Genomic DNA, 15,011 nt, shown 5'->3' with positions numbered 1-15,011 from the left:
CCGTTTTACGGCGGGCTTTCTGTTTTTGGACTGTTTTTAAGAAATTAAGCCAAAAACAGGAATGCAAATGAGTTGTAACAACTTAGTTCAAGAAAGCAGAATTTTTCGCATCTTTATTGGATAATAGGCGAGAAGAGTTTCATGCATAAATTCTTTCTTTTTTAGGAGGTCTTGTGTCTAGAGTCTTACGTCTTGTGTCCCAAAAGAACTAAACCCACAAACAAACCCATGAAGAAAGTAATTCTCTCCGTGCTGGCGGTGGCGGCATTGTCGCTGCAGAGTCGGGCGCAGGAGACGTTTCCGCGCAATGGGGTCTATGATGAACGCTCCGGCTTACGGGCTTTCACCAACGCCACCATTTACGTAGACCACCAAACCAAACTCGAGAACGCCACGCTCGTCATCAAAGACGGCAAGGTAGTAGCTGTAGGCACGAAGGTGAATGTGCCGCAAGGTGCTTTGGTCACCGACCTGAAGGGCAAAACTGTTTATCCAGGCTTTGTAGACCCCTTCAGCAACTACGGCTTACCGGCAGTATCCAGCAACCGCGGTGGCTGGGGAAGTCCGCCGCAGGCCGAGTCTAAAAAGGAGGGCGCCTACAACTGGAACCAATCCATCAGACCGGAAACCAATGCCGTTGAAATCTTCAAGGTTGACCAAAAGGCCGCCGATGAGCTTCGCAAGCTAGGCTACGGAGCGGTAGTAACGGTGCACCAAGACGGTATTGCCCGTGGTACCGCCGCACTGGTTTCATTGGCGAACAAACGTGAGAACCAAGTCATTCTTCTGGACCGTGCCGCCGGTGCTTTGTCATTAGATAAAGGCTCCTCTACGCAGGAATACCCTAACTCGCTCATGGGTTCTATTGCCTTGCTGCGCCAGACGTATTTAGATGCCCAGTGGAACCAAAAGAACCCAGACAAAGAGCAGAATTTATCCCTCAAAGCGTTTGCTCAGGCAAACCAGTTGCCGCAGATTTTTGAGGTGAGCAATAAATTGAATGCCGTTCGTGCCGACAAAGTAGGCGATGAGTTCGGACACCAGTACATCTTCAAAGGCATCGGCGATGAGTACCAGATGCTGCCGGAAATTAAGAAGACTAACGCTCCGTTCATTCTCACGCTTAACTTCCCCGACGCCTACAACGTGGAAGACCCGTATGAGACCCGCCGCCTGAATTTGGACGATTTGAAGCACTGGGAAATGGCTCCGGCTAACCCGGCTTTATTGGCCAAGGAAGGCGTGACCATTGCCTTTACCACTGCTGATTTACGTGAGAAAAATAAGTTCCTGACTAACCTGCGCAAGGCGGTACAGTACGGTTTATCTGAGCAGGAAGCCTTGAAGGCCCTCACCACTACGCCAGCCAAATTGGTGAAAGCTGAAAAGCAGGTAGGCGCGTTGCGCGAAGGCATGCAAGCGAACTTTATCGTTACTTCTGGTGGCCTCTTCGACAACACCACGCTCATTCTAGAAAACTGGGTGCAGGGCGAAGGTTATAAAGTCAGCGAAACCCCTGGTGATTACCGCGGAGTGTACACGCTTAAAATAGCAAACCAGCCCGAGCGCCGCATGATTGTTTCCGGTACCCCAGCCAAACCCGAATTGAAGGTAGTGGCCCAAGACACCATTAAAGGTTCGCTCACTTTCCACGATGACATAGTCACCTTCGCTTTCGCGCCCATCAAGGGAGGCAAAGAAAGCATCAGGCTCACCGGCTGGAAAACCGATAAAGGCTTTCAGGGCGAAGCCCAACTGACCGACGCCCAGATGGTGAAATGGAACGCGCAGCTGTCAGAAGCCGCTACTCAGCAAGCCCGCAAAGATTCAGCCCGTGCTAAAGCTCCGGTTGATTTGGCTCTGGGGCAAATGATTTATCCGTTCGCTGCTTACGGTAAAACAGAGCTGCCTAAAGCGGAAACCGTACTGATTAAAAACGCCACCGTCTGGACAAACGAGAAAGAAGGCAAACTAGAGAATGCCGATGTGCTGATCAAAAACGGTAAAATTGCGCAGGTGGGCAAGAACCTGTCGGCCAACGGCGCCAAAGTCATTGACGGTACCGGCAAACACGTGACCCCAGGCATTATTGACGAACACTCACACATTGCGCTTGACGGTGTAAATGAAGGCACCCAAGCCGTAACCGCCGAAGTGCGTATGGCCGATGTGGTGAACCACGAGCACGTGAACATTTACCGCCAATTGGCGGGCGGTGTTACTACTTCCCAGTTATTGCACGGCTCGGCTAACCCAATCGGGGGACAGTCGGCGCTGATTAAGTTACGCTGGGGCAAAGCGCCGGAGCAGCTCATGTTTGAGGGGGCCGACGGCTTTATCAAATTCGCCTTGGGTGAGAACGTGAAGCACTCCAACCGGTCGCCGCAGTACAACGTGCGCTTCCCGCAGACAAGAATGGGGGTGGAGCAGGTAATGGTAGATGCTTTCCAGCGTGCCAAAGAGTACGAGAAAACCTGGGCCGATTACAACAAACTGTCAAAATCTAAGAAAGCCAAAGCTGCCGCCCCACGTCCTGATCTGGAGCTGGAGGCCTTGGTGGAAATTCTGAACGATAAGCGCTTCATCACGTGCCACTCTTACGTGCAGTCTGAGATTAACATGATGATTAAAGTGGCCGAGCAAATGGGCTTTAAAGTGAACACGTTCACCCACATTCTGGAAGGCTACAAAGTGGCCGACAAGATGCGGGAGCACGGAGCCGGTGGTTCTACTTTCTCTGACTGGTGGGCCTACAAAATGGAGGTAAAAGACGCTATTCCGTACAACGCCGCCATCATGCACAACGTGGGTGTAACCACAGCCATCAACTCAGACGACGCCGAAATGGCCCGCCGCCTGAACCAGGAAGCTGCCAAAGCCATGAAATACGGCGGAGTATCTGAGGAAGACGCCCTGAAAATGGTGACCCTGAACCCTGCCAAACTCCTGCACATTGACAACCGTGTGGGTAGCCTCAAGGCTGGTAAAGACGCTGATGTGGTGATCTGGAATGAGCATCCGCTCTCTATCTACGCTCGTCCTGAGAAAACCTTTGTAGACGGCGCGGTTTATTTCGACCTGGAGGCTGACAAAGCTTTGCAGGAAGCACAGGAGAAGGAGCGCCTGCGCCTGGTGCAGAAAATGTTGGCGGCCAAAGCACGCGGCGAGAAAACTCAACCGGCTCCGTCGGGCCGTAGGTTCGGACAGCAAGTGCTGCACTGCGAAGACGTGGAGAACAGCACTGAAGAGAGTCTTTTTGAATCAGAGTATCACCAAAAATAAGGAGGACGAGACATGCAATTGATGAAAAGCTCCGTGGTGAATAAAAAGGATAAAATGAATATGAAAAGAGCGGCTGCCTTATTCGCATCGGTGCTGCTGAGCGCTACTGCCTGGGCACAGGTTCCGGTTCCTGCTGCAAAGCAAACGAAACCTACCGTATTGGTGGGTGCTACCTTGCACGTGGGCAACGGACAAGTAATTGAGCAAGCCGCCGTGGCTTTTGACAACGGTAAAATCACGTATGCCGGTCCGGCCACTAGCTTTAAAGGCACTGCGCATGAAACCGTGAATGTGGCGGGTAAGCACATATATCCGGGCTTGATTCTGCCTAACAGCCAATTAGGTTTAACTGAAATCGAATCTGTGCGGGCAACGTTAGATCAGCGCGAAGTAGGGAATTTCAACCCGCATGTGCGGTCGGTGGTGGCGTACAACACTGATTCTGACATCACGCCCACGCTTCGGTCTAACGGGGTGCTGCTGGCGCAGGTAACCCCAGTCGGCGGCATGGTTTCCGGCTCCTCTTCAGTGGTACAACTAGACGCCTGGAACTGGGAAGATGCTTTGGTGAAAGCCGATGGCGGTATTCACCTGCGATGGCCTTCTATGCTGGTGGCCGGCGATAACAGCCCCGCGGCGCAGCAGCGGAAGCAGGCCCGAGACAACGCTCTGAACGAGTTGGAGACGCTATTAGGGGACGCCTCCGTATACCTAAAGCAATCCCGCGACCGCGAAAACCTGAAACTAAATTCACTTGGCGGTTTATTTGACGGAAGCAAGCGCCTGTTCCTGCACGCCGACTACGGCAAAGAAATTGTGGAAGGCGTTCGCTTCGCGAAAAAAGCCGGGGTGAAAAACATTGTGATTGTAGGTGGGGGAGATGCGTTGGTAGTGGCAGATTTCCTGAAGGAGAACAACATTCCGGTTATCTATTCTGGCGTACACGCCCTGCCAGCCCGTGCCGGTGATGATGTGTACCTGCCCTACAAAATGCCAGGTCTGCTGCAGCAAGCCGGTATCTTGTTCTGCCTGGATTACGACGCCAGCCTGCACGGCACTCGTAACCTTCCTTTCATTGCCGGTACCGCCGCTGCCTTCGGTTTAACCAAAGAGCAAGCCTTGTCCTCCGTTAGTCTGAACGCCGCTAAAATCTTGGGCGTAGAGGACAAAGTGGGTTCAGTAGAAGTAGGCAAAGACGCTACCTTATTGGTATCAGAAGGCGACTTGCTGGACATGCGCACGAACAAAGTAGGGTTAGCTTTCATACAGGGCCGCAAGCTTAATTTAACCGATAAGCAGCAGTACCTCTACGAGAAGTTCAACGGTAAATATGAGCAAGGCAAGTAGCCTTCCTGCCACTGTTAAAACAGAAGAGCCGCCCCAATGGGCGGCTCTTCTGTTTTAGGCCTTTTTACCAGAAAACAAGCCAGAAGCGGCACCTCAAAAGACCTGGCAGTGTCTGTGTCAATGGGTGTTGCTAATTGGTTTATGCGAAAACACAAATTCCTGCTTGCGCAGCAACGCTTATCAGGAGATTGTTTATCTGGAAGTGCGTAGAGCGCTTCCGCTAACTCTATGCAAATAACGAAAATTGAACCTACCCAGCCCCTCGGAGATTGAGTGTTTTGCTTCGCATCAAGTGTTGATGATTTAACGTCTAACAACAAATAGCGACTTGTATAAACAGAGTGCAAAGCCATCATCCTTGACATGAAGTTCATCACTTGTTAAGCCACGTTATTCTTTTTGCAAATTGTTCACTTTTAGTACTCCTTTTTCAAACTTCAACCTGAGTATTGTGTTCTTTTTATTCTTGTCTTTCTTTTCCCAGAGATAAATCTCATTTTTATAGTTAGGAATTCCCTTCGGTAGTAAGTATTGTATTAAAGTTTTATCATACCAGTAAGCAACTACCTTACCCTTTGAAAACGTCCCTTCTAACTTATTCTTTTCAAATAAAGCATATATGTTTTCGTCCCCCTGGATTTTATCCGATTCACATCTTCGGATTCTTTCCAGATATAAAGTATCGTTCACTAATCTCCAGATTGCCTGATAGCCTCTCCAGCAATTTGTACTCCTTAAAGAATCAGATGTAAAGCCAAAAGGCCTATGTTCTAAGAAGTTTTCTAGAGGAAATGAATATAAAAATATTGTATCCTTACCAATTAGTAAAAGGTCAGGAACTTGAACAGTAGCATGAGCATTTAGGCCTGTTATCAAAAACATAAAAAAGATAATTGCTTTTTTCATCATAATATGACCTAACTTAAATCAAAAAGATTCTACTCCTGTAACTGATACACATAAATCTTACCCGTATCATACCCAGCAATATATAACGTCTTGCCATCGGGGCTGAAGGTGAGGCCACGGGCTTCGTCAAAGCCGCCTTCTTTGGCCAGGGCAGGCAGGGGAAGGGCCCAATACCGGCCTTTCTCTGGATCTACCATTTGTAGCTGGGCTGCCCCGAATCCGTCTGATTTCACTACAAGCCAAATTGAGCCGTTGGCGTGCCGGGCAATGGCATTGGAACCAGCAGCGGTATTAGTAAGGCGTTCGCCGGGCGTAAAGCCAGTTTGGCTTCGGTTAAATACCCAAATACCCGGGTCAGTGGCACTAGGTATGTATAAAGTTTTGCCATCAGCGCTTATTTGACTAGTGCGGGCCAACGGTCTGCCTGAAAGCAAGGTAATAGGAGTAGCCTTGTAAGTTTTGCCCGTTTGCTGCAGAATGGTAGAATGCCCTTCGGTGGTAACGGTGGTAGCCACCACGGTACCATCTGCGGCGGCTGTGGCCTGGCCAATAGTAGTGGGCCCTTTCCAGTAAGCTAAGGGTTCTCCTGTCTCTTGATGGAGCTTGATCAAGTAGTTGTTGTTTACAATTACCAGCACATGACCATCAGCGTCTTGGCTAATGCCCCGTAAACTTACGGCCTGAATCTCTCCCTCCTCTAGCCGAATAGCTTTGATATGGCCTGTATTATCAGGTGCTAAAACTAGAGCTTTTGAGGTTAGCGGAAATGGACTGCCATCTGGTTTTCGTACATGTATTCCGGTGGTATAACTGGCAATCCAGATGTTTCCGTTACCGCTGGTGGTAATGCCATGCGGGGCAACTACATTGGGTCCTAAGGTGCCTTTAGCAACCCAGTTTGGGGCTTCTACTTCCACTGGTCCTGTTACCGATTGGTTGCTGGTGGTAAGCTGTAGCGCCACGGCAGGACCGGCAGATATGTTCTTACCATCAGACACGACAAGCCGATGGTAAATAGTCTTCACTTCGCCTGGAGCTACGCCGGCTAAAAACTGGCGCCACGCCTCTTCCTTTACTTTTACCGAAGTAGCTTTGCCTGTAGAATAATTCCAGGCAACACTTTTGAAGTCAGGGGTGGCTGAAACCTGATAAGTGTAGGTAACAGGGTCTTGGTCGGGGTCAGTGGCTGGAGCCCATGTAATCGGGAACAGGGCCTCTGTTTTCCGGATGGCGTACACGTGCCGGGGCTGGTGCGATAAAAAAGCAGGAGCAACCGGAGCAGTGTTTGAAACAGGGTAGAGCTGCGCCCGCGCAAAGGTTTTGCTAGAGTCAGGGCTATGTAGTATTACGTAAAAACCACCAGCACCCAACAGTTCATCAAACCCAAATTTACCGGGTAATGTAGCTTCAAATTCAATTTTCTTTCGGCTGGTTTTATGTGGTGTGAAGGTAGCAACGTGAGTACCTTCAGCGCCATGGCGGCCTTGGTACAAGCTTAGCCTCAAGTCTGTTTTTGCCTTGTTTTTCAAAAAAAAGCTCCAAAACGCCTCTAATTTTAACTGCCCATTTTGTAATTTGGCTGATACTTCGCCTTCGCCTGGTGTAGCCGGAGCGCCTGTACCTAAATGAGTGGCTGATAGTTTTCCGCTGGCTAGGCTTGTTGGGGCAACATCACGACGGCGGATAAAGCCGTTTTCCCCGTAAATAAGAGGAGGAAGAATTTTCTCGTCAAACTCAGGTAGCTGGTTCTGGACAATGTTCCCTACATCAAAGGTAGTATAGGCAATGCTGTCTTTCTCGCTAAAGTAATCAACCAACGTGATGGTATGTGGTGAGGTAGCAGGCGTAGTAAGCCATTTACGCGGGCCTGAGCCCAGCGCGCCGGCATTTAGCAGTTCCACTTGCCCTCGTTTGCCGGGGTAGAAAGCGTGGTGATGACCACTGATGTACATGCGCACCCCCAGTTCCTCCAGCAGGGCCTGCAGTTTCTCGGGCTGGCGAAGTACATTGCCAGGAGAGTCCCGCTCTTGCGCCACGCCGTACAGCGGCAGGTGGCCAACCAATACTCGCATTGGCGCTTTCTTGGCTGCAGGTGAAGTAAATGCTTGTCTTACCCACTCCAGTTCCTGGTCTGAAATAGAAGCGTCAGAGGCGTCCCAACTCACAAAGAACAAACCGTTTTGCTCAAAAGAGTAATAGAAAGGGAAGTGGGTGCTGTCTACTAACTGTAGGCCAGGGTGGTTTTTAGGATTCTTCCAGAAATTTTGGGTGACGGCACGTTCCCGCTCAAAGCCGCCGCCACCGGAACCGTCGTGGTTGCCAATGGTAAACGCAAAGGGTATCTGTGCCTTGCGCAGCGGTTGAAAAATGGTGCGGTCAAAACCTGCCCACATGGCTTTTAGGCGTGCATCAGTCAGTTGTCGGCTTTGCCCAGCCACCAGGTCGCCACCGGCAATCACCATATCAGGTTTCCATAGGCTTGGTAGTCGTCTTAACGTTTCGCCCACTTGAGCCTCATAGGTGGTGTCTCCGTAGCTACTGTTCAGATCACTGATAACTGCCAGTCGCACATCGCCACGGGTAGGACCTTGGTGCACTAACCGGATCGCGTCGGCGGCGACTTGCTTCCCTTGTCCCTGAACTAATAATTCAAGATAATCGCCTTTAGACAGATTGAAGTTGCCTAGCACATTCCATTTGCCTAACCCTTCAAAAGAAGCTTGGTTTACTGTAATGGTATCGTGCCGGGTGCCGTGGTGCAGAACATAAGATACCTTTTCTGATAGGTTTTGGTGCGCGGGCCACCAGGCTGCCACTTGATAATGCCCGTCGGCAAGGCTATCAAACTGATACTTTACCGAAGCGGGCTCATCGGAAATACTAGCTACCCTGGCGGTGGTGGAGCCATAGAAATTAGGAAGGTTAGAACTCTGCCAGAGACCTCGCTCATAGTAAGAATGACTCTCGGTGTCATAAATAAAGACTTGTCTGGGGGCAGATGTATTTTCCTGAAGCAACACCATAGCGGAAGCATTACGACGAAGCACGTTCCGATTTCCTTCGGGAAGGTTTACTACTTCATCTAAGGCAATCATTTGTGAAGAGCCGCCGCCATCTAAATTTACCGCTTCTTGGGTACCTAAGTCATAGAAAATTTGGGCAAGCTCCTCCAGAGTCACTCCCGCACTACCTTGCTGCCTGCCGTCCACTACCATCCAGATGACGGTGGTGCTATCAAGGTAGCCTGCGGCGGTGCGAGGGTGCCGCCATAAGTGACTGCCTCCGAACCCTTCTTGTTTGGAAGTAACTTTTATCTTACCATTCTCAAGCAAAACAGGACCTCCTCCAATTGCCTGAGAAGCAGGCCAAAGCTGGGCAACTGTTTGCTGCTTGGCTGCTGCGGGAGAGGGGTCTGGAAATGAATAGGCAAGACCACTGAAGTTGTAGTTCCAGGTTACATCTGGTTTACCGTTTACTATTCCAAAGGCACCTTTTGCGGCAGGGGCTGGTGGCTGAGCCAATACTCTTCCGTCCTGCACCATCAGGCTGGTAGATCCATTGGCGGCATAGTACCCTCCGTTGATACCAAGTATGGCTTTCTGCTGCTGAACAAATTCTTTGGTGCTGTACCGGGTTTTATTGTCGCCCACTACCCTGAATTTCAGGTTCTCATCGGTTAAATCAATGAGGGTGTACATGGCATGAATGGGGGCGCCATCGGCTAACTTGCCGTAAGCTTCATACACCTGCACCGAAGGAGGCAGAAGAATGTTCAGGTCTTGGCGGGGCTGCCAGTTGAGCTTCTGTTGGGCAAAGGCAGAAGTTATAGCTGTAAAGCAACAGAATAGAAGAAGAAAAGCTTTGGTACCGAAGGACTGCTGTAGATTCATGGAAAGCGGAGGAGACCTATACATTAGTTTTTGGAACTGACACAGAAGAGTAAATGTGCACCAGCACATCAAACATTTTGGTGCTGGAAAAATACATATTATAAAACGGAAGGCCTTCTAAATTTCTTTCTTTTTTGCATAGAGAGCTTTAAATACTTCCTTTTGCAAACGCGGTGCACATAGATGTGTTATATAAAAATTTATAAGAATACTTTTGATATTTGATGGAATCTATTTCCTTCAATTGTACTTTTGTATAATAGAAAATATTGATTCATACTCACTTAAAGCTGCCTAGAGCGGTATTCACAGAAAGAGGAAGATTGAAGCCATGGAGGATGCGATAACCGCTTCAGTAGAGGCAGGTGAACAAAAGCGAACTGCACCTGTAGATTTACAATTGTTCTATGCCTTGGTTGATAACAGCCCAGAGCCAACGCTGCTATTGAAACCTGAGGGCACTATTCTGTACGCCAACCAAGCCCTATGTTCGTTGGTGGGTAGAAGCGCAGAGTTTCTCATGAAACTTGGTCGGGATGTGCTGATGGTACCTGAAGATCCGCGTTGGCTGACTGCCCTTGAAGAAAGGAGGCTGAATGGTGAATTTCAGGGAGAGGTGTTGATGCAGCACGCCAATGGCTCTCATTTGCTGGTAGAGGTTAAGGCCAAGGCATTTACTTGTTCTGGGGGCGAGGTGTTTACCAGCGTGTACATCCGGGATATGCGGCCGCACTATCATTCTCAAGAGCAGCTTATCAAACAGCAGCAGCAGCTTCAGAGTACTTTAGCTGATCTTCAGCTAGTGCAAGATCGTTCTGCAGATTTGATCTGCACCTTTGATCTGCAAGGTGTTTTCTTGAGGGTTAATAATGCCTCCCAATCAATACTAGGATATTTGCCTGAGGAAATGATAGGTAAAAGTTACTTATCTTTTATTCATCCGGATGATATTGCAATTACAGATGATAGCACGGCTAAGTTACAGTCCTCAGCCTCTGCAGTCATCACAAATTTTAAGAACCGCTACCTTCACAAAAATGGGTCGGTAGTGCATCTTTCTTGGTCTTCTTCAATTTTAATAGAAGCAAAAAAAGTTATTTGTATTGCCCGTGATAAAACCCAATTGTTGGCAAGCGAGCGGTTTAAAGAAGAAACAGAAATGCGCTTGCAGGCACTGCTTTCACAAGGGGCGGATTTAATTGCAATTCTTTCCGCAGCGGGGGAATATATTTTTGCAAGTGCTAATTCGCACCGAATATTGGGTTACAGTCCAGAATCTTTTATTGGGAAAAGTTCATATGAATATATACATCCTGAAGACATTTCTGGGTTGCAAAAAGTCTTTGAAGAGGTCTTACAATGTCATGTAGTTAAGACAGAGCCTTTCCGCTTTTTAAACTCCTCGGGTGAATGGCGTTGGCTAGAGTCTACCGTTACCAATTGCTTAGAAGACCCAAACATCAGAGGTATTATTGCTAACAGCCGAGATATAACAGAGCGTAAGCAGGCGGAGCTAATGCTACAGGAAAGCGAACAGCGTTATAAGGCGCTGTTTCACCTCAACCCAGACGCGGTGTATTCTTTAGACACTAAGGGGTATTATACCTCTGCAAACAAAGTAACGCTGGATTTATTTGGTCTTACGGAAGAAGAGCTTACAAAGAAGCATCTTTATGACTATGCGAACCCTGAGACCCTTGAAAAAGTAAAGGCGGAGTTCAAGAGAGTATTAAGTGGCGAGTCCATTTCAGGAGAGAGCTCACTAATAGGGCACAACAACGTATATCGTTACTTTAATTACACCGAAATACCCATTGTTGTAAACGGTGAAGTAGTAGGTGCCTATGGTATAGCCAAAGATGTGACGGCTTCAAAAGAGCAGCAGTTGTTACTGGAGGCAACAGCTAAAAGATTGCATAATACACTGGAAAGTATCAAAGATGCTTTCTTCACCATTGATAAAGATTGGAAGTTTACCTATGTAAACAAAGAATTTGAGCAAGTAATGCGGCTAACACGCAATGGTTTGCTAGGTCAAGATTTCCGTGAAATATTTCCCGCTCAAGATTTCTCTGAATCTTATGCCCAATATCAACAGGGGCTATCTGAGCAGAGGCCGGTGCATTTTGAGACATTATATAAACCAGCAAATCTTTGGATAGATGTAAGCGCCTATCCATCAGAAGAAGGGGTGTCCGTTTACTTCAGGGGAATAAATGATAGAAAAAAGACAGAAGCAGAACTGAAAAAGCTGTCATTAGTCGCTAGCAAGACAGTAAACTCCGTGTATATTACCGATGACATGGCCCGCATTGAGTGGGTGAATGAAGGCTTTACCAGAGTGACAGGTTATACCTTGGAAGAAGTGGTAGGCTGCAGACCGGGTGATTTTCTGGCAGGCCCTGCCACCAGCTCAGATAAAGTAAATTCCATCAGAGAGAAGCTAGCGCTTGACAAACCCTTTGTTCAGGAGGTGCAGAACCGCAACAAGGCAGGGGAGATATATTGGTCTAAATTGGATGTAACACCTATCATAGACAAAGAAACGGGGGGCAGCAAGAAGTTTATAGTTATAGAAACGGAAATAACGGAACAGAAAAGGGCCGAGGAGGAACGTGCCCAGTTAACTGAAGAATTGCTGCGCCGGAACAGGCACTTAGAGCAGTTTACTTATATTGTATCGCATAACTTACGCTCACCGGTGGCTAATGTATTAGGCTTGACCTCACTGTTAGGTACAACTGATAGCCCCGAAATGCGGATAGCCTTAACAGAAAGGCTCCAGAAAACCGCCCAAAACCTTGATGCCATTATTCGGGATTTAAATGATTTGCTGAGCCTGCGTACGGGGGCAGTAGAAATGAGAGAAACTGTTTTACTGCCAGAAGTCATAGAGCAGGCATTACAGGTGCTGCCGAATGATAGCGCCAAACAGGTGACGGTAGAATTAAACGGCATCAAGGAAGTAGGCTCTATTAGAAGTTACCTCAGCAGTATTGTCAGCAACTTGTTGACCAATGCCGTTAAATATCAATCCCCTGATCATCCGCTTCAGGTGCGGTTGATTGCCGAAAAGTCACCCGCAGAAGACATGCTTTATCTTTCAGTGCAAGACAATGGCTTAGGTATCAATCTAGCCAAAGAAGGAAAGAACCTTTTTGGATTGTATAAACGCTTCCACTTTCATGTGGGAGGGCGTGGTTTGGGTCTTTACCTTGTGAAAACCCAGGCTGAGGCGCTAGGTGGTCAGGTTCATGTAGAAAGTGAGCCAAGTATTGGCTCCATATTCAAAGTAAGCCTGCCCATGCTAAAGAATTAGGTGCCTGATTTTACAATGGCTTTTTTCAAAGATTAGAAACCCCTGACCATGTTAAATTCTTTGGTCAGGGGTTCTGTTTTTTACCTGCTTTTGAGAAAGTAGCCCTAAAACGAAAAATCAATTAGGGGCAATAAAATCATTAAGACATAACGTCATCTCTCCTATATAACTGCTTAAAATACCCGCCAAGGCAGATTTCATCAATGCTGGCTTGCTCTTTCACTCAGACAATTCTTAGACAGAAAAAAAAGTTGATGTTTTCAACAAATGAAGGCAACCATTTCTGAACTTACTCCGTGATGGGCAGGCAAATACAGAAACTGTGAACGAAGCGGAAAGCAAAGCATTGGCAGAAATGCTTCGCGGTTGTCTGATCAACAACCGCGAAGCACAAAGAAAGCTTTACAAGCATTTCTTTGGCTACGCCATGAGTATTTGTTTGCGCTACAGCAAAAATGTAGAAGAAGCAAAGGAAGTCATGAATGACGGGTTCATGAAGGTGTTTACCAAACTCAAACATTATTCACCAGACAAACCTTTCAAAGGCTGGGTTAGACGCATTATGATCAATGCCGCTTTAGATAACTACCGTCATAACCTTAAGCATTACCATGCGGCAGATTTAGATTCTGCTTTGCCCGTGGCAGATACGGTTGATGTTGTAAGTGCCTTGAACTATGAATACCTACTGAGCTTAGTGCAGCAGTTGTCGCCTACCTATAAAACTGTATTTAACCTGTTTGTGATAGATGGCTACACCCATGAAGAAATAGCTGAGGTTTTAGGAATTTCTGTGGGTACCTCAAAGTCTAATTTATCAAAGGCGAGAGCCAATTTAAGAGAAGTGCTAAAAAAAAATAGGGTAGATGAGTTGGAAGAATATGTCTGACGAAGAGCTGGACCGTCTGTTTAAAGAGTCGGCAGAGCAGGTAGATCCCCCATTTGACCCGGAGGCCTGGAAAGATATGGACCTTAAATTAGAGGCCGCACAGACCAGGAGCAGGTACTTGAAAGGGGTTCTCTCAGTGTTTCTCTTGTTGGTTATGATCAGCTTGTTGACGGTTTATAAGTTCAGTTCATCGTCTTTTTCAGAATCTGCGCAGGCATTAAGCCAAACTCCAGCATCAGCAACTACTGACGTGTTAAAAAGTGACCCTGAAGGTGAAGAGAGAAATAGCAGGAAGCAGAAGAAAGCTATTCTGAACCAGAACTGGCCAGGTAAAACAATCACTAAAACAAATGGCATAAAGAATGCTGCAAATAAATTGGCAGTTAGAAACGTAATTAAAAAAGATGTAAAAACTTCAAATTCAATTAGCTGGAAGTGGAGAATACCAAGCCCTCCTGCAAGAGAAATGGTGTCTGTGCACCTTTATGATTCAACTGACACAGAGTTAACAAAGGAAGAGAAGCAAACAGAGCAACTAGGTGAAGTCACACTTCTTGATGTTCTAGCAAAAGACAAAGCCGCAGAATTAAGAGGTAGTATCTCTGCAGGTGAGTTGGCAGCAGAAGAGAATGAGGATGATTATAAAGTTCTTCAGGTAGAAGTTATGGTAGAAGATTCTCTTTCGGAGCATTTTGCCTCTGCCACGCACAAAGAGGACAAGCAGGAGAAGGCGCAGAAGGAGGCCTCTTATTTTTTTAAATCAATCCAGATCGCTTTGGCCGTTGCACCTGATTTTACTACCGTAAATTTTAGAGGGGTAGATGGCATTAGTGTGAATGGTGGATTAATCATGGTGGTGCCTATTACGCAGAAGTTCAGCTTTGTGACCGGTGCCGTATTGGCAAACAAAGTTTACAGCGCCCTGCCCAATGATTACTCAGGGGCAGGCGGTTACTACAGTGGCTCTGGAGAACTGACTTACATAGATGCCACCTGTAAAGTTCTTGATTTGCCGCTAAACATTAGATATAAGGTATGGGCAGGCCAGAGCAGCAGTGTTGCGGTGCAGACGGGTATTTCCAGTTATATCATGCTCAGTGAACGCTATACGTCCACATACAAATACACTTCAGGCTACGGTGACTATTATTCTAAAAAGACATGGGAGGTAGAGAATCAGAATCAGCACTTGTTTGCTGTTCAAAACGTGTCAGTAGTGTACTCGAAAGCGTTGTCAACTGCTTTTTCAGTGGGGGCGGAACCGTTTGCTAAAATTCCATTGACTGGTGTAGGGGCCGGTAAAATCAAATTGAGCAGCGCCGGTGTTTTCTTTTCAGTTGGCTATTCTCTAGGGCTAAGGCCTTAATCAAGTATA

The 15,011-nt window shown here is 47.4% G+C and carries 7 protein-coding genes; 5 read left to right on the top strand and 2 right to left on the bottom strand.

Annotation, left to right across the window (positions count from 1 at the left end):
• Positions 1–228 precede the first annotated feature (228 nt).
• Positions 229–3,282 carry an amidohydrolase family protein gene (locus A8O23_RS03705; protein ID WP_066616708.1) on the top strand — a complete coding sequence of 1,018 codons (3,054 nt, stop codon included), beginning with the start codon at positions 229–231 and terminating at the stop codon, positions 3,280–3,282.
• A 60-nt stretch (positions 3,283–3,342) separates the two neighbouring features.
• A complete protein-coding gene (locus A8O23_RS03700) occupies positions 3,343–4,629 on the top strand; it encodes an amidohydrolase family protein (RefSeq protein ID WP_066617018.1) in 1,287 nt (428 codons plus the stop codon).
• 390 nt (positions 4,630–5,019) lie between these two features.
• Here A8O23_RS03700 and A8O23_RS03695 read toward each other — a convergent pair whose 3' ends face one another.
• Both A8O23_RS03695 and A8O23_RS03690 read right to left on the bottom strand, forming a co-directional pair.
• The gene (locus A8O23_RS03695) at positions 5,020–5,538 is read right to left on the bottom strand and encodes a hypothetical protein (RefSeq protein ID WP_066616706.1); all 519 of its coding nucleotides are present in this window, start codon (positions 5,536–5,538) and stop codon (positions 5,020–5,022) included.
• Between the two features lie 29 nt (positions 5,539–5,567).
• Positions 5,568–9,452 (bottom strand): phosphodiester glycosidase family protein, encoded by a 3,885-nt coding sequence (locus A8O23_RS03690; protein WP_066616704.1) that lies wholly within the window; start codon positions 9,450–9,452, stop codon positions 5,568–5,570.
• Between the two features lie 307 nt (positions 9,453–9,759).
• Here A8O23_RS03690 and A8O23_RS03685 point away from each other — a divergent pair, with 307 nt between their 5' ends.
• The 3 genes from A8O23_RS03685 (at position 9,760) to A8O23_RS03675 (ending at position 15,002) form a co-directional block, all read left to right on the top strand.
• A complete protein-coding gene (locus A8O23_RS03685) occupies positions 9,760–12,747 on the top strand; it encodes a PAS domain-containing sensor histidine kinase (RefSeq protein WP_066616701.1) in 2,988 nt (995 codons plus the stop codon).
• A gap of 322 nt (positions 12,748–13,069) precedes the next feature.
• Positions 13,070–13,636, top strand: coding sequence for an RNA polymerase sigma factor (locus A8O23_RS03680; RefSeq protein ID WP_239693328.1), 567 nt, complete (start codon positions 13,070–13,072; stop codon positions 13,634–13,636).
• The gene (locus A8O23_RS03675; protein ID WP_153042060.1) at positions 13,614–15,002 is read left to right on the top strand and encodes a hypothetical protein; all 1,389 of its coding nucleotides are present in this window, start codon (positions 13,614–13,616) and stop codon (positions 15,000–15,002) included. Before A8O23_RS03680 ends, A8O23_RS03675 begins: the two co-directional genes overlap by 23 nt.
• Positions 15,003–15,011: the final 9 nt, after the last annotated feature.

Origin of the sequence: Rufibacter roseus, from assembly GCF_001647285.1 — a bacterium.
Lineage (GTDB): Bacteria > Bacteroidota > Bacteroidia > Cytophagales > Hymenobacteraceae > Nibribacter > Nibribacter roseus.
The sequence above is the reverse complement of the archived record's forward strand: the minus strand, read 5'-3'. Positions and strand labels throughout refer to the sequence as shown.

Excerpts from the sequence above, each read along its gene's own strand:
- A8O23_RS03675 (WP_153042060.1), top strand. The coding sequence starts at position 13,614 with ATGAGTTGGAAGAATATGTCTGACGAAGAGCTGGACCGTCTGTTTAAA.
- A8O23_RS03705 (WP_066616708.1), top strand. The coding sequence starts at position 229 with ATGAAGAAAGTAATTCTCTCCGTGCTGGCGGTGGCGGCATTGTCGCTG.
- A8O23_RS03700 (WP_066617018.1), top strand. The coding sequence starts at position 3,343 with ATGAAAAGAGCGGCTGCCTTATTCGCATCGGTGCTGCTGAGCGCTACT.
- A8O23_RS03685 (WP_066616701.1), top strand. The coding sequence starts at position 9,760 with ATGGAGGATGCGATAACCGCTTCAGTAGAGGCAGGTGAACAAAAGCGA.
- A8O23_RS03690 (WP_066616704.1), bottom strand. The coding sequence starts at position 9,452 with ATGTATAGGTCTCCTCCGCTTTCCATGAATCTACAGCAGTCCTTCGGT.
- A8O23_RS03695 (WP_066616706.1), bottom strand. The coding sequence starts at position 5,538 with ATGATGAAAAAAGCAATTATCTTTTTTATGTTTTTGATAACAGGCCTA.